The sequence below is a fragment of the Deefgea rivuli DSM 18356 genome, from assembly GCF_000620145.1.
Taxonomy (GTDB): Bacteria; Pseudomonadota; Gammaproteobacteria; order Burkholderiales; family Chitinibacteraceae; genus Deefgea; species Deefgea rivuli.
The window spans coordinates 79,399-99,130 of record NZ_JHVM01000015.1 but is presented as its reverse complement, the minus strand read 5'-3'; the positions used below and the strand labels follow the sequence as shown (position 1 = coordinate 99,130).

Here is a 19,732-nt window from a genome sequence, read left to right as displayed (position 1 = left end):
AGCAAGCTCCCTGTTACCGTTCGACTTGCATGTGTAAAGCATGCCGCCAGCGTTCAATCTGAGCCAGGATCAAACTCTTTCGTTTAATCTCTGTGCTAATTTGTACAACTTGGCTTACTTTTGAAATGGTTTTAACGCCATTCCTACATCACTTCAAACCTGAAGAATTTACATTCAACAGATCATTTTGAGAGTGTAAGCACTTGTTTGACTGGCAAACCAAGCACTCACACTCATCGGCTGTATTTTGTTAAAGATCAGTGGCTTAGACACCGAAACTCGCTGGAAAACTGCTTGTTTCGTTTGCTGTGTCAGCAGCAGAGAGGCCGAAATATACGCCCCAGCCCCAAACACGTCAACACCTATCGACAAAAAAAATGGGTGTAAGGCGATAAGTCATTGATTTACAAAGAAACCAATTTGAAACAAAAACGCAGCAAACGCTAGAAACCACAAAGGGCGCTAACGCGCCCTTTGTTAAAAACAATTCAAAACCATCGAAATTCAGATCAATCGCATCGATAAATCAATCGCGCGTATATCTTTAGTGAGTTTACCGATAGAAATTCGCTCAACCCCAGTCTCTGCAATCGCGCGCAACGTATCTAAATCAACGCCACCAGACGCTTCCAGCACTGCTTTGCCTTCTGCACGCTCTACCGCGTGTCGCATATCGACCAAACTCATATTATCTAATAGCACCGATGTGGCTCCGGCTTTGAGCGCTTGATCGAGTTCATCGAGGTTTTCGACTTCGACTTGAATTGTCACGTGGGCTGGCGCGATATCGCGCGCGGTAGCCAGTGCATTAGCAATACTGCCAGCGGCGAGAATATGATTCTCTTTAATTAAGATGCCATCGTAGAGGCCAACGCGTTGATTCGCACCACCGCCCACCGTCACGGCGTATTTCTGCGCGCGGCGCAGGCCGGGGATGGTTTTGCGCGTGTCGTGCACTACCGCTGCCGTGCCTGCAACAACGTCTGCATATTGGCGCGTCACTGTTGCGACTGCCGATAACGTTTGTAGAAAATTCAGCGCCGAACGCTCGCCAGTGAGTAATGCACGGGTATTACCTTCTAGCTCACAAAGGATAGTATCTGCATTAACATACTCCCCTTCTTTCACTTTCCAAGTGATAGCCACGCTGGAATCCACTTGGCGAAACACTTCGTTAAACCAGGCTTGACCGCAAATCAGCGCATTTTCACGCAATACAATCCGCGCCACGCTGCTTTGTGTTGCAGGAATCAGCTGCGCGGTCCAATCGCAATCGCCGATATCCTCGCTCAAAGCGACGGCGACGTTGGCGGCAATCAAATGCTGGGGAGGTAGTGTCATCATTTTTCTTCGAAATCTGGAAAAGGGTGCGGTGCAATCGCGGCGGCGAGTTCCTGCCGAATGCGCTGCAAAGCAACTATGGTATCGGCTTCAATCCGCAAAGTTAAGACCGGCGTAGTGTTTGACGCGCGTATCAGGCCAAAGCCATCGGTATATTCAATCCGCAAGCCATCAATCAGGCTAATTTGCTGCGCACTCGGAAAGTGCGCTTGCTGTGCAATTTGTTCAACGAGGGCATGGCCTGATTCATCCAATGGAATTTGTAACTCGGGCGATGAATGATTCACCGGAAAACGCGCCAGCTCAGTATCTAGGTCAAGCCCTGCCGCGACTTGCTGCAATAATTTCGCGCCTGCGTACAAAGCATCATCCACGCCCCATGCGGCGAAAGCAAAATGCCCCGATAATTCGCCGGCGACTAAAGCGCCGGTTTCACGCAAGCGACGTTTCATATGTGAATGGCCGGTCGGAATCGCTTCGGAAGTGCCACCATGCTGCGCGACCCATTGGGCGACGGCACGGCTGGATTTTACGTCATATAAGATATGCCCAGTTCGCTGCGCCAATTCGGCGCAGGCAAATAGCATCAACAAATGATCGCCTGGAATAATTTTTCCACTGCGCGTCACCACACCGAGACGGTCGCCATCACCATCAAATGCTAAACCCAGATCGGCTTGCTGCGCCAAAACGGTTGCTTGGAGTTCGCGGAGATTTTCGGCGACTTGCGGATCCGGATGGTGATTGGGAAATAAGCCATCGACTTCGCAATACAACTCAATGACTTCACAACCGAGCAGTCGATACAGAGTCGGCGCGACTGCACCGGGCGAACCATTGCCGCAATCAATGACGATTTTGAGTGGTCTAGCGACCGATTGGACCAAGGGCAACTGCTGTTGCAGCGTTGAATAATATTCATCAGTCACACTCAAGGCTTGCGCTGCGCCGGATGCTTGGCAAGGCACAGACTCGGTTTCGATCCGTTGCCGCAAAGCCTGCAAGGCCTCCCCCGCCACCGTAACGCCGCCGAGCATGATTTTAATGCCATTGTAATCCGGTGGATTATGGCTGCCGGTAATCATGATGCCTGAACCAGCAGCATGCTTGAGCGCGGCAAAATATAACAACGGCGTACAGGACAATCCCAGATCAAACACTTGCACGCCGGCTTCGACTAAACCATGGCTGAGTGCTGCAGCCAAAGCGGGGCTAGACAAGCGACCATCAAAGCCGAGTGCCAAGTTCGTCAAGCCGCGTTCAATCGCGATGGCGCCACAGGCGCGCCCTACCCAATAGGCAAAGTCGGGCGTGAGTAAATCAATTTTGCCTCGAATATCGTAGGCTTTAAACAAACTAACGGGTACTGAAATCATTTTTATCGCGGTAAAGGAAGATGGTATTGGAAAAAACGCAGAATGTTCTCGGGCAACCACGTTAGCTTGCCAGGCGGCGTGCCACTAACAAAACCCACATGGCCGCCCTCGGCAGGCTGCAATAAAGTAATACAGCTGGCCACTTCATGCGGCTGCGGCAAACTTGCGGCGGGAATAAACGGATCATTCAGCGCATTAATAATTAAAGTTGGTAAGGTAATCTGATGCAGCTGCGATTTACTACTAGCGCTTTGCCAATAATGCTCGACGCTATGGAAACCATGCAAAGGCGCAGTGACCAAATGATCGAATTCTCGGATGGTTTTCACCTGCTTCACTTGCTGCCAATCTATATACGGATTTTCGTTCAGTTTTAGTTTCATCTGCGTTTTGTAGCGCAAAGTGCGCAAAAACTCGCGCACATACAGGTGCCGATTAATACCAATATCCAACTGCGTGCCGCTGGCGACTAAATCCATTGGAGCAGAAATCGTCGCGGCCGCATCAATAATCATATTGGCCGCACTACCCTGCTCCGCCAACCATTTTAATAAGGCATTGCCGCCAAGTGAAACGCCCACCGCAAAGATCGGTGAATCTGGGAACTGTTTACGAATTCGCCGCAGCACCCAATTAATTTCTTCCGAATCGCCAGCGTGATAAGCGCGCGGCAAGCGATTTTGCACATTGCCGCAAGTGCGAAAGTGCGGCACGACGCCGCGCCAACCCTGCTTGTACGCTTGAGTAAATAAAGACAGCGCGTAATGACTGCGCGAGCTGCCTTCCAAACCGTGAAATAACACAATCAGCGGCGTGCCAGCACGCCCTGCCGTCCAATCGACAACAATGCTGTCTAAATCCGGCGTAACCCACGCTTCGCGGCGATAGCGTGCTGCGCGCTTCCACATAAATAAAGCCGGATAAATTGTTTGCGCGTGCCCACCCGGTAGCCAAGTTGCCGATTTGAATTCAGTAAAGCTGAGGGTTTTTTCGCGTGCCATTGAGTGAGTTTGGCGTAAAGTTGCTGCTAAATCTAGCGCTGTTGACCCTAGTTTGAATGAAAAAAGCCCATCCAATCAGGATGGGCTTTGATTAACAGGTGTTTTTATTTGCTCGCTGAAACCAAAACTGTGGCTGGATCGCCCACAATTAAATGCAGCACATTGCCATCAAGTTTAGCCACCGATGCAACCCCAGCAGCCAATACCGCAGCTTCATTGAATTGCTGCACATCTTTCAACACCACGCGAACTCGCGTTGCAGCGATTGAAGCAACTTCACTGATGTTAGATTGGCCGCCCAATGCGCTCAATAAGGCTGGATTACTAATTGAAACACTACCAGCAGGTATTGCCATCGGAGTCTCATTTAACGATGCTGCTAAGCCAATACCCCCTGCTTTCAAATATTCAGACATATCCGTTTTTAGATTTTCAGAACGTGTACCAAAAATCGCCTGCATATTATTGCCGACTTGCATCACACCGGCAGCACCTAAGGATTTGAGTGAGGCTTGATTCACTTTGGCGGCATCGGCGACAGAAATCCGCAAGCGAGTAATACACGCATCTAGACTTTTAATATTGCTTGCACCACCAAAAGCGACCACCAAATCATGTGCCATACCGTGGCCACTAGCTTGATGCTGTACGGCATCAACTACTTCATCTTCACGGCCTGGTGTTTTTAGATTCCATTTAGTAATCACGAAGCGGAACACAGTGTAGTAAATTGTGGCATAAATTGGGCCAACAATCAGTACATACCACCAATTCTTTCCATACACACCCAAGGCATTAAAGAGTAAGAAATCAATGCCGCCTTGCGAAAAGGTAAAACCCATCCGCATATCGAGCGTGTTCGCAACAAAATGCGCCGATGCAGCAAGAAATGCGTGAATCACATACAACACCGGAGCCACAAACATAAAGGCAAATTCAATCGGCTCGGTAATACCAGTGAGGAATGAAGCTAAGGCCGCAGACACCATCATCCCGCCTATCATCACTTTATTTTCTGGTTTTGCAGTATGCCAAATCGCAATCGCTGCGGCTGGCAAACCAAACATTTTAAAGAAAAACGCACCCGACAAAATACCGGCAGTTGGGTCGCCGGCAAAGAAACGGGCAATATCACCACGTACCACTTTGCCGCTGGCATCAGTAAATGAACCAATTTCGGTGAAAAATGGTACGTTCCAGATATGGTGTAAACCAAATGGAATCAACAAGCGCTCAACAAAACCGTACACCGTTGCCGCTGTGCGTGGATCGGAATGCGCAGCCCATTGAGAGAATGTGTTGATCACACCTTGAATCGGCGGCCAAATAAACGACATCAGCACGCCAACAAAAATAGCGACAATACCCGTCGCAATCGGTACAAAACGTTTACCGGCAAAAAAGCCCAGATACGGCGGCAATTCAATTCGATAATATTTATTAAATAATATCGCAGCCACTCCACCGATGATAATCCCGCCAAATACACCGGTTTCCATCGATTTCATGCCCATCACCATTGCAGGCTCAACGCCCATAACCGGTGCCATCACACCCATCGTGGCGAGCAACACCACAAAACCTACTGATGCTGCAATCGCTGCAACCCCATCATTTTCGGTCAAACCTAAAGCCACACCAATTGCGAAAATCAAAGGCAAATGACCAAAAATTGCCCCACCGCCTGCCGCCATTAATTGCGACACAATGGTCGGAATAAACGAGAAATTAGAAGCCCCAATCCCCAGCAATAAACCGGCAACGGGCAATACAGCCACTGGTAACATTAACGCTTTACCGATTTGCTGTAAGACTGCAAACGCATTCTTAAACATTGTTTTTCTCCAAAAGGCTAATGATGCTTTTATAAGTCATTCCATAGCCGGTTTATCGAACTCATACTGAATGATGTTACAAAAAATTAAATTTGCCTATGCAGCGATAACCTTACAGGGATATACCTTAGCGAATATAGATAAAAATATTGTTTTAAATCAATATTGTATAATCACAATATCTAACACCTATTCAAATCACGTCACATCATGATGGCAAAAAAAAACCACCCAAAAGGTGGTTTTTATTATGGATGAAAAATAAATTTAAACAATTAAATGCACAATATGTGAATCAATTTTTGCAAATCCGGCAATACCTGAATTTTTTAATGCGTTTTCATTCAGTAGCGCACCATTGATCAGCTCTACTCGAATTCGAGTTGAAGCAATCAGTTCAGCTAAGCGCACATTCGTTTTGCCACCCAAAGCGGCGTACCACTCTGGTTTAAGCAAATCAGACTGCACAGTAGAAACCACCACGCCTTGAACTTCTTTTTCTACCGGTGCAGTCGCCACGGTTTGTGGTTTACCTCTGAGCAACCAACCGATCGCAATGCCAAGCACTAAACCAATAACTAATAACATTTCAATTTCCTTTTAATCAACCAACTGTGCAAGACGGGCGCGAACTTCGGCAGCGGTGCCCAGTTGCAGCACTTCAGCAGCGAGTTTTTCACAATCGGCTTTATTCAATGTACGCACCAAAGCTTTAATCGCCGGAATCGTTGGCACACTGGCCGACAATTCATCGACACCTATACCCAGCAACAGGGGGATAGCCATAGGGTCTGAGGCAATACCCCCACACACACCAACCCACTTACCATGCGCGTGCGCACCTTTGACCGTCATATTGATTAAATTCAGTACACCGGGATGCATCGCATCGGCTTGTTTAGCGAGTTTCGGATGACCGCGATCCATTGCCAATGTGTATTGCGTTAAATCATTAGTACCAATCGAGAAGAAATCGACTTCGCGCGCAAACTGTTCGGCCATGACCGCCGTTGCAGGCACTTCAACCATAATGCCGACTTGCACATCTTGCGTGATACCCAGAGCCGCTTTTTCTTGCGCAACGATGCGTTTCACTTCGCGCACTTCTTCCAGGCTGGTAATCATTGGGAACATGATGGCCAATTTGGAATACGGCGCAGAACGCAAGATTGCTCGCACTTGCGTGTGCAAGATTTCTGGCTCAGCCAAACATAAACGCACACCGCGAACGCCCAAGAATGGATTTTCTTCCACTGGCATTGGCAAGTAAGGCAATGGTTTATCGCCACCCACATCCAAAGTTCGTACGACGAATGTTTTGTCATTGCCCAAAGCTTTGGCAATATCGATGTAAATCTGGCTTTGTTCTTCCTCAGTTGGCGCTTCGGTGCGTTCAAGGTACAAAAACTCACTACGTAGCAAACCCACACCTTCGCTACCCAACTTCACGCCTTGAATGGCTTCATCCAAACCACCAATATTGGCGACCACTTCAACATGAATTCCATCTGTCGTTGTCGCAGGTTCAAACGCGGTTGCCAATTCAGCTTCACGTTTGATTGCTTGCTTGGCTTGTTTTTCACGGATCTCAGTGACTTCAGTTTCAGACGGATTTTTACGCAAAGTACCGCGTGTGCCATCCAAAATCACCGGCATGCCATTCGTTAAAGCCAAAGCCGCCTCATCGATACCGCAAATTGCAGGAATATTCAGCGAGCGTGCCAAGATGGCAACGTGGCTGGTGGCGCCACCACCGGTGGTGCAAAAACCGAGTACGCGAGTCCGATCCAAACTGGCGGTATCGGATGGCGTGAGGTCTTCGGCAATCAAAATCGCGTTTTCTGGTACGACCATTGCGACTTCTTCAACGCCAGCAATCAAACGTAATACACGCAAACCCACGTCGCGAATATCATTTGCACGACCAGCAAGGATTTCATTTTTGAGTGCGGCGAGTTTCGCTGAGTAAGTGCTGTAGGCTTCTTTCCATGCAAAACCAGCACTTTTGCCATTGGTGATGCCCGCAATCGCAATCGCGAGTAAATCAGGGTCTTCCAGCAATTCTTGATGCGCAGCAAAAATCTCAGCTTTGCTTTCATCGCTGATTTCAGCTTTTAAATTTTCTAATTGTTGATGCGCGTCTTTCAAAGCTTTATCAAAGCGGCGGCGCTCCACTTCAGGGGCATCGCCCTTTTCAGTAACTGCAATATCCACTTGTTTGACTTGGAAAATCTGCCCTACCGCTAAACCCGGTGATGCAGAAACACCCGTCAATACATTTGGATCATCCGATTTGGGCTGAGCTTTGGTCGTTTTAATCGTATCCATCGGTTTTGGTTTTTGTTTTGGCGCAACGCCGCCAACATCTTCACCGCAACCACTCAAAATCAATGCTGTTAAAGTTTTAATCGCACCAGATGCATCAGGGCCAATCGCACGTACACGGATTTCATCACCGTTTTGCACTTCCAAACCCATAATTGCCACAACCGATTTGGCGTTAGATTCTTGCCCTGCACGAACGAGTTTTACTTCGGATTTAAACGTTTTAGCGGCATTGGCCAGCACAGCAGCAGGACGAGCGTGCAAACCCGTTGGATTTGGAATGCGGATTGGATCGGAATAGGCTTCGCCCGACGCATCAGCCGTCGTTGAAGTTTGCACTACGCCATCGGCCAGCACTAAAGTCAGCGCCACATCTTTTCCCGCAACAACCAAACCTTTACTCGGTGTATAGCTGCTGACTTTTTCACCATTGGTGATGACCATCTGAGTCAATAAAGACAGCGCTTTACGACCGACTGCATCCATATCAAATTCGATTAGTGCTTGCCCTGCATCGACGATATCACCTTCTTTCACTTTGGCCGTAAAGCCTTGGCCTTTGAGCATCACCGTATCAAGACCGATGTGAATCAGCACTTCAAGGCCGTTACTAGCAACCAAAGAAATCGCATGTTTGGCAGAATGGATTTGTGTCACTTTGCCCGTCATCGGAGCCACTAGGATGTTACTTGTCGGATCGATTGAAATCCCATCGCCGACCATCTTTTGTGCAAAAACAGGATCAGGTACGGTTTCCAAAGGAACCATGACACCCGAAAATGGGGCGAGTAATACGAACTGCGAAGCTGGATTTGTCGGCATAACAACCTCTATTGGTTTAATTTTTGATGACATTAAATAAAATGATCCGCATTTAGTGCCTGCGTTGACGTCAATCTATTTACTTAGTTTACTTGCGTCATACCAGCGGCATACAGCGTAATATTTCTGGTTTTATAAGTAAATTTTGCCAGCATCGTCTGCTCAATTTTGAGTCTGATTTTTTTGAGCTGGCATTTTAGCTGTCTATATCTTAGATGTTTTGTGTTAAATCAGTTTTATCCGGCGGATTTACAGCAGACAATATTTTCTTACAATTATTAACAATCGAACTCTACATTTAAGCTATAACTAGCAAATAAATAGGGTGGCTTAGCCACCCTATTTATATAAAATTCCTAAATTATTTTTCGCCACATCCAGAATTAATCACGACAGCGATGGCTTTAATCGCCTCATCAGCATCTAGGCCATCGGCTTTAATCTGAATTTGATCACCCTTGCTCACATCCAAGCCCATCACTGAAACCACTGATTTTGCATTGGCTTCTATGCCTTTATAAACCAATTTAATATCTGATTTATATTGCTTCGCCACATTAACCAAATTTGCTGCAGGACGCGCATGCAAACCTGTCGCATTCACAATACTCAGCGGAGAAGAAACAACAGCAGCCATAAATAACCTCGTGTCGGTAAGATTGATCAGAGTCAATCCAATTAGCATAGAACATCGTTGCTAGCATAACCAAGCCGCCACTGTATGTATGTCAGTAATTTCACTAGGCTTAAAACAAATTTGTTTTAGATCAAAGTCGCCGCAGCCAAGCAAGCTCGGTCGCAATAGCATCGAGTTGCAAATCCCAAGGCTCACTAGGCAAGGCATCCACTTGTTGACAAGCAAATGCCAAACCAATCAAGCGTGGTTTGAGCCATGATTTTCGCGTACGCCGAAAAGCAAATGTCGTATCGTAAAATCCTCCGCCCTGCCCTAAGCGCGCCAAAGTAGTATCAAAGCCAACTAATGGTACGAAAACGCTATCTAAATCTTTAGCACTACATTGCTCGGGATGTTGAGGAATCGGGATATTGAATGCACCCAGTTGCCAGCGCGAATTTTGATCCAAACGTACAAACCTGAGCTGGCGACCCGATGACGGCACGATAGGCAAATAAACAAAACAACCGCGCTGCAGCGCCAAAAAAATTAGCGGCCAAGTTGGAAACTCACTACCAACTGGTACATACAGCGCGATTTTTTTGCCACGACGCAGTTTTTGCAGAATTTGTGGGTAATGCGTGATGACCCAAGCCGCCGATTGGCGCTGCGCAATTGAAATCGCCGCTCGGCGTTGACGTAGCTGGCGGCGTAATTGAGATTTTTGTGTAATCACAGAGAATGAGGGCTTCCCACAGTGCCGTTTCGGTTCGCATCTTGAACCCATGGTTCAAGTTGTTGCCGGTCAGATGCCATCAGGTGCATTCAACAAGGAACGCGCACAACAGGCGTCTAGATGACTGACAAACATGCTATACAGCTTATCGGTTCAAAGATTAAGAACCGTCGCGAACACCGCAGGAAAGCTTAAGGGTCAACGACGCAGTTTTAAAAACATTCTGTTTAAAATAATTCAGTCTGTTCTAGTAAAGCTGCATCGATTGTTGAATTCATATTGTCGATTTTACGCTGAATGCTGCCAATGTCAAAGCCACCTTCGACCTTAGTACTTAAAAATTCATGCGTCATATTCAACGCAGTCATGATGGCAATTTTCTCAATCCCAATCACCTTACCCGCAGTGCGAATGTCATGCATACGTGCATCGAGTAATTGCACAGCTTGGAGTAAGGTTTCTTCCTCTGCAACAGGGCAAGCCACGCGAAACTCTCGCCCCATAATTGAAATATCCAGATGCTTTACCGCTTCGCTCATAGCATGTCCTCAGGAAGTTTCGCCAAAATTGCGGCCACTTTATCTTTAGTACCTGCCAACTTCATACTGAGCTGTTGCTGTTCCTGCTGCGCTAACAACAAATTTTGCCGTAGTCCGCGATTTTCAGCCCTCAGCTCACGGCACAAAGCCGCTAACTGCATGACCTTGTCTTCCAAACCACTGAGTTCAACTTCCATAATCGGTTCCCTTTAGGCAGACAGCAAAACTAAATCACTCAGCCACATTTTAAAAGCAAATCATTGTATAACACAGCAAAAAACATCTACACAACAAAATAGTTTAGGTATTTAACGCTAAGCCTTATTAAATAAAGCCTAGCTATACATACCTAATAATCACTCATCATTTTCTTCAGTGACTTCATCAACCACATCAACGCCGTAGCTCAAATCAACACCAATAAAGTCATCTGGTACTTCCAAAGTCATGCGACCAATCGCTTTGCTACGATAGTCCGTGATAATCAAATCAGCCGTTTTTTGCTCATCGATCACACCACCGGCCATCAAAGCACCACGTTTGCGACCAATCAGGTTAAACAACTCATCTACCGTGCCATCCAGATTGCTCAGCTTATAACGCGCCATTAACTCTTTTGGATAGCGTTCACGCAAGGTTTCGATCGCAAAATACGCCACCACGACCTCATCATAGGCATTACGGCCGATAGAACCACCCAAGGCGAGGCGGAAACCCGATGGCTCGTGTGTGACCTTAGGCCACATCAAACCGGGCGTGTCGTACAGAATCACGCCATCTAGCGTCTCAATCCGCTGCTGCGACTTAGTTACGCCCGGTGTATCCGCGACACGAGCCACTTTGCGCTTCGCCAAAATATTCAGCAGCGTAGATTTACCGACGTTCGGAATCCCCAAAATCATTGCGCGCAGCGGTTTCTCAGCATTATTGCGAAACGGTGCAAGTTTTTTACATAGCACCGCAATCTGCTTGATCGCTGCAGCTTTATTGTCTTCACCCATCAACAAAGCTTCGGTACCGGCTTGCTGGCGGAAATAGTTCAACCACAGCTGACTCAAAGCAGGATCAGCAAGATCAATCTTGTTGATGATCTTCAGTGCAGGGCGTTGACGATGCAAGCGCAACTTCTCAATCATCGGGTTACTACTCGACAGCGGCATCCGCGCATCCACGATCTCGATGACCATATCCACCTTGGCCATTGTCTCTGCCACTTTCTTTTGCGCCACATGCATATGACCCGGAAACCACTGAATCGCCATCGAACATCCCCCAGAAAACCCGCGATTATACAGCTTATTCACACAATCCTATACAAATCAGTCACTTAAAATGTGGAGTAAACTAACTGCATATGTGGATAAGTGTTATCCACAGCAAAAGACTAAAACACAGCACATTTTATCCACAGCAGCAGCAGGACTTGTACCTACCCATGTGGATAAGATAAGTTGTTGATAAATATCAGCTTCTAGAGTTATCCACAGAAATTTGAATCCTTATCTATTACTACTATCTTTTACTTATCAATATATATATAAATCAAAACCCCAAAAAAATTTTAGATACAAAAAAAAATTGTAAGCTACAAAAATTATAAAAAAATCCCATAAATAATTAAATTTATGGGATTTTTTATAATTAGTAAATAATCAAAAAATAATTAATTAATCCAAGTACCAGTTCTAGCACCAGTATTGGTCAACGTTATAGTTCCATCATTAGCTTGTGATTTACCTGTAATCGGTGTTGCAGTAACAGTAAACGTATTAGCGGTACTACAATCAGATGTAATTGTATAATAAGTATTAGATGAATTTGCTACTGCACAAGTAGTACCAGTACTTGTATATCTACCATTGCTTGTAAAATATCTCTCGAATGCTTGTGCTTGAGATGTAATAGTTTGTTGCACATCAGTTCTTCGAGTTTTAATTATATATTGCTGATAGCTTGGCAATGCAATACTAGCTAAAATACCAATAATAGCCACAGTAATCATCATTTCAATTAAACTAAAGCCTAAATTTTTTTTCATATTAAAAACCTTAAAGTGGACAAACAAAGGCTGTTGTTTGCAACATAACAACAGAACGAGCATCAATACCTTGTCCACGCCCCATAATACTATATGCTTTACATGATTCTTTTCCAGTTGGCCGCATTGAGTCTGGTAATTGATTAATAAGAAATTTTGCAGAAGTTAATTGTTCTTTACCTGAAGTAGTATCTAAAACAATATCTTTAGAATTAGTATCAGACCATACACTTGGCATTGCAGTTACTATAGAACCTACTCCAGTAACTGTACTATTTGTGCATCCATCTAGACAAGAATCTGCATTAGCTTGCAATAAAGCACTACCTTGACGAAGTGCTTGTTCAGCAGCTTGGTAAGCTCTATTACGGTCCATGTAATTACCTGACATTTTTTCATTCATAATTGTATTACGCATACCATTTACAACTAAAATAGTAACTACCACAAGTAAAATCAATGAAATTATTAAAATAAATCCATTTTGTTTATCAAATTTCATTTGATCACCACCTAACTATTTTTTAATAAAACAGTTGAACGAAACATTCTATATAATTTTTTATCGTTCTGAGATGAAGTAATATCAACATCATTACAATCTTTAACAGCAGCTGATTTTATAACAGAAGAATCTATTTTTTCACTTCTTAAAACTAAACAAACTTGAACTGATGAAATTTGATCAGCAGTAACTCCACCTGATAATGTATCAACATAACTATCAGCAATACAATCCCTAGGTTTAGTTCCATCTCCTGCTTCAACACCGCAGCCATATATACCTTCAGTACCAGTAGGTGCAGTATCAACACCATATTTAATTTTAAAATCTATTAATTCAGTACCATTACCAGTTCCTGAAGCACTTGGTGCTATCCAATCCACAGAACCACATTGTAATTTATTACCTGACTTAGCAATTACAAGCGTAACATCACCACTTGTTGCTCCGGCACCATCACAGTTAATTTGATTAGTACCATCTGAATTAAATTTAATTGAAATAGATTCATTGGATGTTGCTGTTACACGATCAGTTCCCATAGCAACATTCGGGTTTGGCCTAAATCCAGCTTGACCAATTATTTTTTGCAACATAAATATTGCATATCTACCATCTTCTGAAACTCTATTTTGCATAGATTGTAAATTGGATGTTTTTCTAGTGTTTATATAAAGTTCAGACACTGCCAATAAAGCAATTAATGAAATCGCCATAGCAATCATTATTTCTATTAACGTAAATCCTTTATTATTTTTCATTATTCAATCACCGTAGAATAACTAGCTATTTGAGCATCAACTGATGATGTTTTCGATCTATTATCAACCCAATTAATAGTCAAGTTATACCGAAAAAATCCAGCTGATTGACCAGCTACTGCTGTTAGTACGTAAGTTGCTCCTGGTAGTTGAGAACGTAAGTACTGATTCCAATTATCCATTTCAGTAGAAACTAAATACGCTTGTACTCCAGTATCCTGTGTTGAACAATTTACTATGTCATGATCTGAAGTATCTTGAATGCATTTTGAAAAATTTGGTGGTAATGGAGTTGGTAAATCAGCATCAGTACTTGCTAAAAATGGTGTTCGATTTGCACGTATACGATCACTTAAATCTGCTGATACATCCGCTGCAACACTACGATAATAAGAACTTTGATTCATAATAACAGAGCGCGCTTGTAGTGCAGCAAGACCTAACAAACCTAAACCTAATATCATGACTGAAACCATCACTTCAATTAATGATATTCCCAGTTGCTTATGCATACTAAAACCTCTTTAATAATATGAGCATTAAGAGCATATCGTACTACTAATGCTTTTACTAACATGTCCAGATAGTGAGACTGTAATATTCTGTTGTTTTCTATCTTTAATACAAGCTGAAAAATTAATTGCAGGTGTTGCACTACCATGTGTTGAATTAAATGTAACTAATGTTGGACTTCCTGTTCCACTGTTGATTGTTATATTTTTTTGTACTACTACGCGCTGCAATATTGTATTAGTACCACTTTCAATAATTATCCAGCCGTTAGACCAATCAATAGCATTAGTTGAACATGCTGTGGCCGTATTTGCATTACTTACAGGACAAAATTGAATATCTTTTTTTTGCTTAATTGCTTCTAATCGAGCATTACTTAAGCTTGTGATTAATAAATCACTCTGCGAAGATAATTTTGCATCTTTAAGTAAATCCATCATATTAGGCACTGCAATTGATGCCAGTATTCCAAGAATAGAAACGGTAATCATCATTTCAACTAATGTAAATCCATTTGTTTTTAAACGAATTGTTTTACTATTATTCATTATTTAATCTCCCGCCAAATTGTTGTTTCTACTTTGACACCTGATGATTTACTTAATAAATTTTCTTTATCAACAGTATCGCTACCAATAGTTCCTCCGTAAAGAGTTCCCTTTCCTGTTGATGCTGGTTTTGGCATTGGTTTATAAATTTTTATGGCAGGCTTACTTTTTCCATTTGAATCAACAATTAATTTTGGATTTCCTGTGTAAACAGCCATATAATTTGCTTCACGCTGTGCGATAACTTTGCCAATATCTAAAGATGAACCGCTATTATCAGTTGGGGTTACAATTTTATTTTCACTTGCAACATATGTTAGCTCTGTAGGAATTCCTTCTTTTTCATAACCACTTATAAATTGATCACCACTTGCAAATTTAACTTTATCAGCTTCTGTTGATTTTCCATCTTTTTGGATATCAATAAAGCTATACGATAACTTAGTTTTTTTACTATTGTTTGTAGTTACTGAACCTGTATATGGGTTTAAACCCATAACCCACCCTTTACCACCTGGTAAGCACTTTTCAGTGGATTGAGGTATACCTGTTCCAAATAAAATTTTGTCATCAAAAATCATTGGTGAAGTTACTAATCGTTCACTACTTACTGGGAAATTAATATACCAGCCTTTATTTTTTGTAGAATCAGCTGTATTTGTACCTGTTCTTAAATCAAGTGGACTTGCTGATGCTTTTCTATAGTTGCCAATTCTGATATTTGTTCCGCTACTAATATCTTTAGTTTCTGAAATCGATTGTGCTTGTAAACTAGATTCAACTATTGTTGTTGGGGAATCTTCCATCTTATCAACAATTGTATAAAATGATTGTTGTGTTATATCAGTTCTATCTGTATCAGTTAATAGTTTACCTGTACCAAACATTACTAAATTACCAATTTGATTTCCATCTTTATCATTTAATTGCATTACAGCAGGCCGCATCACAATTGGTTTACTTGTACCTGCATTATAAATTGGTGTTGCAACTACTTTAAAATTATCAGGATTCTCATCAGTTAAATCAAATCGCCATAATTTACCGTTAATATCACCAGCATAAAGATAATCTAATACGCCATCTTGTCCTGCATCTATACCTGCTGGTGAAGATAAACCCGCTCCACCAGTAACATCAATTTGTTTAATTAATGCACCAGTATTTGCATTAATAATATAAAGTGATGATGTATTAGGTGTTTGTGGTGATGCTCCTTTCACCCATTTATTTTCATATCCGTTTGTTAAGATAACTGCTGGTGTTACGGTATCAGTTGCTGTACGTACGTTATAAATAATTGGGGTGCCAAAAGCATAACCCATCGTATTTGTACTTTGATCTGTCCATTCCCATTTTATTGTAGTGTTCGCTGCAGAAAAATTTGTATCTTGAGTTGCATCTACTGCGTAATAACCTTTGCCTCCTTGCCCTAGACCACCAACTAATATTGTTTTCCAATTTCCACCGAGTTTTATATCTGCTTGCCGCATACTGCCATTAACATAAAATTCATGAGGCGTTCCGCCACTTATTCCATAATCACTTGCAGTTAATGATTTTAAATTTGAATAAACTGGTGAAGGAATATATGCCATTAATTCAGTCATATTGCTAATGCCAAATGTATGCAGCATTCCATCATTAGCGCCAATAAATACCATATTTCTTGAGGCATTATCAGTGGTAAATTTTGCATAATCTGAATCTAATGTTTGCCCAATTGGTTTGGATACAACAACAGGTTGACTATCTACGATATCACCCAGTAAACCATTTGGTCGTGTTCTAAATCCTGAAATATTTTCAGTACCACGAATAAAATTAATTGTATTTTTTCGTTCTGCTGAGCTGCTACCAAGTGCTGTTGATTGTGCTGAAGTCATTGCAGTCAATCCAGCGGTATCATTAAAAATAAATGATGTTGTTGTTGGAGTAGAGCCTGTTACTTTTGAAGAATATATTTTTCTACTAGCTACAGCGGGGATAACAGCTTTGGCATTTGGAGTGCATTGTGATGTTGCAGGATTAAAATTACCTGCTGAATCTAAATTGTAGCAACGTAATTCGCCATACCATCCTTTGGGATTAAATACGGGCTGAAATACTTTATTAGCAGTGCTTACAATATCTGTTTGTGTAGCTACACCACCAGCGTTAGATATTGATGCAACGATATCATTCACTGCATTAGTTAGTGAAGTTGTTAACTCTGCTTCATTAATTACTGGATAATATTTACCACCGCCCACTTTTGCTGCTGCTGGTAAAACGTTATTAACAACAGCGAAACCTACTGTGTAGGTTTGCATATTTTGAGTTTTAAATTTTACATCGTCGAATGATTTATTATCTAAATCATTACCAGTGGTACGCATGTCAAGTTCATTTGCATATTTGGCAACATCACGTAAAGCACGTGGACGATTACTAGTATCTCCAAATCCTGGTGTAGATGAGGCTGGATTTGAGCCTTCTAATATTGAAGGACAATTAGCAGTCGTTGTTGTGCAAATGCTTACACCTGAATGGTTATTATCATCTGTAGCTTCACCATCAGTGAGTACAATGGTAAAGTTTTTTTGACATCTATATTTTATTGGGCTGGTATAGTTTCCACTAATAACTCCAAAGTTTGATGCTTTACCTTGATAATATTGAGTTATCTCTAATAGTGCCTCCCCTAGTGGGGTTGCTGTTCTACCTCTTAAGCTATTAATCCCACCTAAAACAGTGGATGTATTCGTGTCAGTAGATGTTCCAATGCTGGCACCAATTGCAGTAACAATCTTTCCGCCTTCTCCCCTTTCAGTTCCACCAACACCCGTGGTGTCATTTACCCTAAAGGAAGAAACGCCCCAAAGTAAGCTCGGATTATTTATAATTAGATTCCGTGATACTCTTTTTGCAATATTCATTTTCGTATTTGGATTTGATACTTCACTATCTATCCAATTACGATACGTTGAATTGCTAATACATCCAGTCCAAATTTCATTAGTTTCATTACAGTTTGAATTTGATGATTGAGTAATCCAAGCATTGTTAGTATCTTGTAACATGCTGCCTGAGTTATCAATTAATAACATTACATTGGGTGCAACTGAAGTTGATAATGTGGGTGGTAAAGCTGGATAGGGTCCTACAGCCAATAAAAGTTGACTTTGGACTGCTAGTGCTAATCCAATCCAAACATGAATGGGTTTAACTTTAAATTGGCTGTACATCATCTTCCCCTTACAATTCTGACAAACATGTATAATTTGTATATTATAATATACTGATATGGTGATATTTACATTGACTGATGGCTGGTTGTTTTGAAAAGATAAACGGTTGATTAAAATTTGTTTTAAATCAATGGTCTATCTGTTCTATATGTGTTGATTTAACATCAACTGAATATAGTCCTCACTTCTAGATTTGACTTGTCAGGGAGATAATTGGTTATTTTTCCTTGCTAAAAGGTCAAGTAATTGAATTTTAAGACTAATCCCAGTGTATTTTTTGATAGATGGCAAGATGTAATCTCCACATTTATCTATTATGGTGGGTATGAAACCCAACTATCCACTCCCAAAAATTTTGACTTTTGCTTTGCAAGTCGGTCTGCTTGCTCATCAATCGGGTGCGAGTACGCATCGGACTTCCTTGTTGATTCAGCGCACTGCTAAAGCGCTGGGTGCGGCACGGGTGGAAGTGATTATTTCTTCAACCAATATCGGGGCAACCATAGAGTGGGGCGATGAGCGCGAAACTGGATTTCGCAAAGCACCGCATATGGGCGCGAACTTCGCTTTGCTTACGTCGCTAAATCAATGGTTGGTCGATCTCGAGCAGGATGAGCTTGATCCTGTGCGCGCACAATTAGCGTTAGATACTATTGCCCAGCGTGCGATTCATTATCCACGTTGGCTAATTACTGTTTTGGTTGGCTTATCTTGTGGTGCATTTGCGGCTTTGTTTGGTGGCGATGTAGCGGCGATTTTGATTACGACTTTGGGTTCGACACTGGGCATGGCGCTTCGGTTTTACTTAGTTTTGCGCCATTTTAAGCCTTCGGTTTTTGCGACGGCGGCCAGCTTTGTTGCCTTGCTTTTCGTCGGCGTATTGCGCCATTTCACCGCAACGCCAGATGCCGCATTGGCCGCGTCAGTGCTATTTTTGATTCCTGGTGTACCTTTAATTAATGGTGCCGCGGATTTACTGAATGGTAATTATCTAAATGGTATGGTGCGTTTTACGATGAGCGCAGTGATTGTTTTTGGTATTGCCGTGGGCGTGAGTTTGGCACTGCGGATTTTGGGGATTTAAATGGCGCCTTGGTTATTGGAATTATGGGCGGCGCCTGCTGCTTTGGGATTCGCGCTGTTATTTAATGTGCCACCGCGCGCTTTATGGATGTGCGGTGTGTTGGCCGTGTTGGGTCATGCCGCGCGCAAGTTGGTCATGACTTTGAATGGCGATATTGTATTTGGCACTTTAGTTGCGGCGATTTTAATTGGTTTGATTGCTGAATGGTGGTCGGCACGCCGCAATGAACCCGCAGTGATTTATGCGATTAGCGCGGCGATTCCGATGGTGCCAGGCACGTATATGTATAAAGCAGTGCAAGCTTTGCTGGGAATTGCGACTTTGCCTGCGGGTGACACGGGGCAAGCGTTGTTGATTGCGGCGGGCGTGAGTGGTGTAAAGGCGGGGATGATTGTGTTGGCGCTGGCGTTTGGCATTGCGGCACCGATTTTGCTATTACCGCAACGGAACAGGAATTAAATC

General features: G+C 43.0%; 19 protein-coding genes, 1 rRNA gene and 1 other RNA gene. 2 read left to right on the top strand and 19 right to left on the bottom strand.

Annotated features, from left to right (window positions below; translation table 11 throughout):
* The 19 genes from Q320_RS0108145 to Q320_RS0108075 all read right to left on the bottom strand — a co-directional run.
* A 16S ribosomal RNA gene (locus tag Q320_RS0108145) occupies window positions 1–85 on the bottom strand; the annotation flags it as partial.
* 419 nt (window positions 86–504) lie between these two features.
* Window positions 505–1,344 (bottom strand): carboxylating nicotinate-nucleotide diphosphorylase, encoded by an 840-nt coding sequence (gene nadC, locus Q320_RS0108140; RefSeq protein WP_027468588.1) that lies wholly within the window; start codon window positions 1,342–1,344, stop codon window positions 505–507.
* Window positions 1,341–2,717 (bottom strand): phosphomannomutase/phosphoglucomutase, encoded by a 1,377-nt coding sequence (locus Q320_RS0108135; protein ID WP_027468587.1) that lies wholly within the window; start codon window positions 2,715–2,717, stop codon window positions 1,341–1,343. Before Q320_RS0108135 ends, nadC begins: the two co-directional genes overlap by 4 nt.
* A 2-nt stretch (window positions 2,718–2,719) precedes the next feature.
* A complete protein-coding gene (locus tag Q320_RS0108130; protein ID WP_027468586.1) occupies window positions 2,720–3,718 on the bottom strand; it encodes a YheT family hydrolase in 999 nt (332 codons plus the stop codon).
* 104 nt (window positions 3,719–3,822) lie between these two features.
* Window positions 3,823–5,553: a PTS glucose transporter subunit IIBC gene (gene ptsG / locus Q320_RS0108125; RefSeq protein ID WP_027468585.1), complete on the bottom strand. Its 1,731-nt coding sequence runs from the start codon at window positions 5,551–5,553 to the stop codon at window positions 3,823–3,825.
* A gap of 267 nt (window positions 5,554–5,820) precedes the next feature.
* Window positions 5,821–6,141 (bottom strand): PTS sugar transporter subunit IIB, encoded by a 321-nt coding sequence (locus Q320_RS20745; protein WP_051534589.1) that lies wholly within the window; start codon window positions 6,139–6,141, stop codon window positions 5,821–5,823.
* A gap of 12 nt (window positions 6,142–6,153) precedes the next feature.
* Window positions 6,154–8,700, bottom strand: a complete 2,547-nt coding sequence (gene ptsP / locus Q320_RS0108115; RefSeq protein WP_027468584.1) for a phosphoenolpyruvate--protein phosphotransferase — start codon at window positions 8,698–8,700, stop codon at window positions 6,154–6,156.
* Window positions 8,701–9,061: 361 nt separating this feature from the next.
* Window positions 9,062–9,337, bottom strand: a complete 276-nt coding sequence (locus Q320_RS0108110) for an HPr family phosphocarrier protein (protein WP_051534588.1) — start codon at window positions 9,335–9,337, stop codon at window positions 9,062–9,064.
* 130 nt (window positions 9,338–9,467) lie between these two features.
* Entirely contained in the window at window positions 9,468–10,052 is a 585-nt protein-coding gene (locus Q320_RS0108105) for a 5-formyltetrahydrofolate cyclo-ligase (protein ID WP_027468582.1), read from the bottom strand.
* A gap of 9 nt (window positions 10,053–10,061) precedes the next feature.
* Window positions 10,062–10,243, bottom strand: a non-coding RNA gene (gene ssrS, locus Q320_RS21270) — 6S RNA.
* Window positions 10,244–10,279: 36 nt separating this feature from the next.
* The gene (locus tag Q320_RS0108100; RefSeq protein ID WP_027468581.1) at window positions 10,280–10,591 is read right to left on the bottom strand and encodes a cell division protein ZapA; all 312 of its coding nucleotides are present in this window, start codon (window positions 10,589–10,591) and stop codon (window positions 10,280–10,282) included.
* The gene (locus Q320_RS0108095; RefSeq protein WP_035853146.1) at window positions 10,588–10,788 is read right to left on the bottom strand and encodes a hypothetical protein; all 201 of its coding nucleotides are present in this window, start codon (window positions 10,786–10,788) and stop codon (window positions 10,588–10,590) included. The genes Q320_RS0108100 and Q320_RS0108095 overlap by 4 nt, the downstream gene beginning before the upstream one ends.
* Before the next feature lie 159 nt (window positions 10,789–10,947).
* On the bottom strand, window positions 10,948–11,853 hold the full coding sequence (gene ylqF / locus Q320_RS0108090) for a ribosome biogenesis GTPase YlqF (RefSeq protein ID WP_027468579.1): 906 nt from the start codon (window positions 11,851–11,853) through the stop codon (window positions 10,948–10,950).
* Window positions 11,854–12,254: 401 nt separating this feature from the next.
* A complete protein-coding gene (locus Q320_RS21265) occupies window positions 12,255–12,629 on the bottom strand; it encodes a type IV pilin protein (RefSeq protein ID WP_084282490.1) in 375 nt (124 codons plus the stop codon).
* A 10-nt stretch (window positions 12,630–12,639) separates the two neighbouring features.
* Window positions 12,640–13,131: a pilus assembly PilX family protein gene (locus tag Q320_RS21260; RefSeq protein WP_084282488.1), complete on the bottom strand. Its 492-nt coding sequence runs from the start codon at window positions 13,129–13,131 to the stop codon at window positions 12,640–12,642.
* Between the two features lie 11 nt (window positions 13,132–13,142).
* A complete protein-coding gene (locus Q320_RS21255) occupies window positions 13,143–13,895 on the bottom strand; it encodes a prepilin-type N-terminal cleavage/methylation domain-containing protein (RefSeq protein ID WP_084282492.1) in 753 nt (250 codons plus the stop codon).
* Window positions 13,895–14,407, bottom strand: coding sequence for a type IV pilus modification protein PilV (gene pilV / locus Q320_RS21250; protein WP_084282486.1), 513 nt, complete (start codon window positions 14,405–14,407; stop codon window positions 13,895–13,897). The genes Q320_RS21255 and pilV overlap by 1 nt, the downstream gene beginning before the upstream one ends.
* 27 nt (window positions 14,408–14,434) lie before the next feature.
* A complete protein-coding gene (locus tag Q320_RS21245; protein WP_035853143.1) occupies window positions 14,435–14,956 on the bottom strand; it encodes a GspH/FimT family pseudopilin in 522 nt (173 codons plus the stop codon).
* Entirely contained in the window at window positions 14,956–18,186 is a 3,231-nt protein-coding gene (locus Q320_RS0108075) for a pilus assembly protein (RefSeq protein WP_084282484.1), read from the bottom strand. The genes Q320_RS21245 and Q320_RS0108075 overlap by 1 nt, the downstream gene beginning before the upstream one ends.
* 325 nt (window positions 18,187–18,511) lie before the next feature.
* Between Q320_RS0108075 and Q320_RS0108070 the strand changes: the two genes are divergently transcribed.
* Complete coding sequence (locus Q320_RS0108070) at window positions 18,512–19,270, top strand: threonine/serine exporter family protein (RefSeq protein WP_169734442.1); 759 nt, start codon at window positions 18,512–18,514, stop codon at window positions 19,268–19,270.
* Complete coding sequence (locus tag Q320_RS0108065) at window positions 19,271–19,729, top strand: threonine/serine exporter family protein (protein ID WP_027468576.1); 459 nt, start codon at window positions 19,271–19,273, stop codon at window positions 19,727–19,729.
* The last annotated feature ends 3 nt before the right edge of the window (window positions 19,730–19,732 follow it).

Bases quoted from the DNA above. Each gene is read 5' to 3' on its own strand.
- nadC (WP_027468588.1), bottom strand. From the start codon at position 1,344: ATGATGACACTACCTCCCCAGCATTTGATTGCCGCCAACGTCGCCGTC.
- Q320_RS0108135 (WP_027468587.1), bottom strand. From the start codon at position 2,717: ATGATTTCAGTACCCGTTAGTTTGTTTAAAGCCTACGATATTCGAGGC.
- Q320_RS0108130 (WP_027468586.1), bottom strand. From the start codon at position 3,718: ATGGCACGCGAAAAAACCCTCAGCTTTACTGAATTCAAATCGGCAACT.
- ptsG (WP_027468585.1), bottom strand. From the start codon at position 5,553: ATGTTTAAGAATGCGTTTGCAGTCTTACAGCAAATCGGTAAAGCGTTA.
- Q320_RS20745 (WP_051534589.1), bottom strand. From the start codon at position 6,141: ATGTTATTAGTTATTGGTTTAGTGCTTGGCATTGCGATCGGTTGGTTG.
- ptsP (WP_027468584.1), bottom strand. From the start codon at position 8,700: ATGCCGACAAATCCAGCTTCGCAGTTCGTATTACTCGCCCCATTTTCG.
- Q320_RS0108110 (WP_051534588.1), bottom strand. From the start codon at position 9,337: ATGGCTGCTGTTGTTTCTTCTCCGCTGAGTATTGTGAATGCGACAGGT.
- Q320_RS0108100 (WP_027468581.1), bottom strand. From the start codon at position 10,591: ATGAGCGAAGCGGTAAAGCATCTGGATATTTCAATTATGGGGCGAGAG.
- Q320_RS0108095 (WP_035853146.1), bottom strand. From the start codon at position 10,788: ATGGAAGTTGAACTCAGTGGTTTGGAAGACAAGGTCATGCAGTTAGCG.
- ylqF (WP_027468579.1), bottom strand. From the start codon at position 11,853: ATGGCGATTCAGTGGTTTCCGGGTCATATGCATGTGGCGCAAAAGAAA.
- Q320_RS21265 (WP_084282490.1), bottom strand. From the start codon at position 12,629: ATGAAAAAAAATTTAGGCTTTAGTTTAATTGAAATGATGATTACTGTG.
- Q320_RS21260 (WP_084282488.1), bottom strand. From the start codon at position 13,131: ATGAAATTTGATAAACAAAATGGATTTATTTTAATAATTTCATTGATT.
- Q320_RS21255 (WP_084282492.1), bottom strand. From the start codon at position 13,895: ATGAAAAATAATAAAGGATTTACGTTAATAGAAATAATGATTGCTATG.
- pilV (WP_084282486.1), bottom strand. From the start codon at position 14,407: ATGCATAAGCAACTGGGAATATCATTAATTGAAGTGATGGTTTCAGTC.
- Q320_RS21245 (WP_035853143.1), bottom strand. From the start codon at position 14,956: ATGAATAATAGTAAAACAATTCGTTTAAAAACAAATGGATTTACATTA.
- Q320_RS0108075 (WP_084282484.1), bottom strand. From the start codon at position 18,186: ATGATGTACAGCCAATTTAAAGTTAAACCCATTCATGTTTGGATTGGA.
- Q320_RS0108070 (WP_169734442.1), top strand. From the start codon at position 18,512: ATGAAACCCAACTATCCACTCCCAAAAATTTTGACTTTTGCTTTGCAA.
- Q320_RS0108065 (WP_027468576.1), top strand. From the start codon at position 19,271: ATGGCGCCTTGGTTATTGGAATTATGGGCGGCGCCTGCTGCTTTGGGA.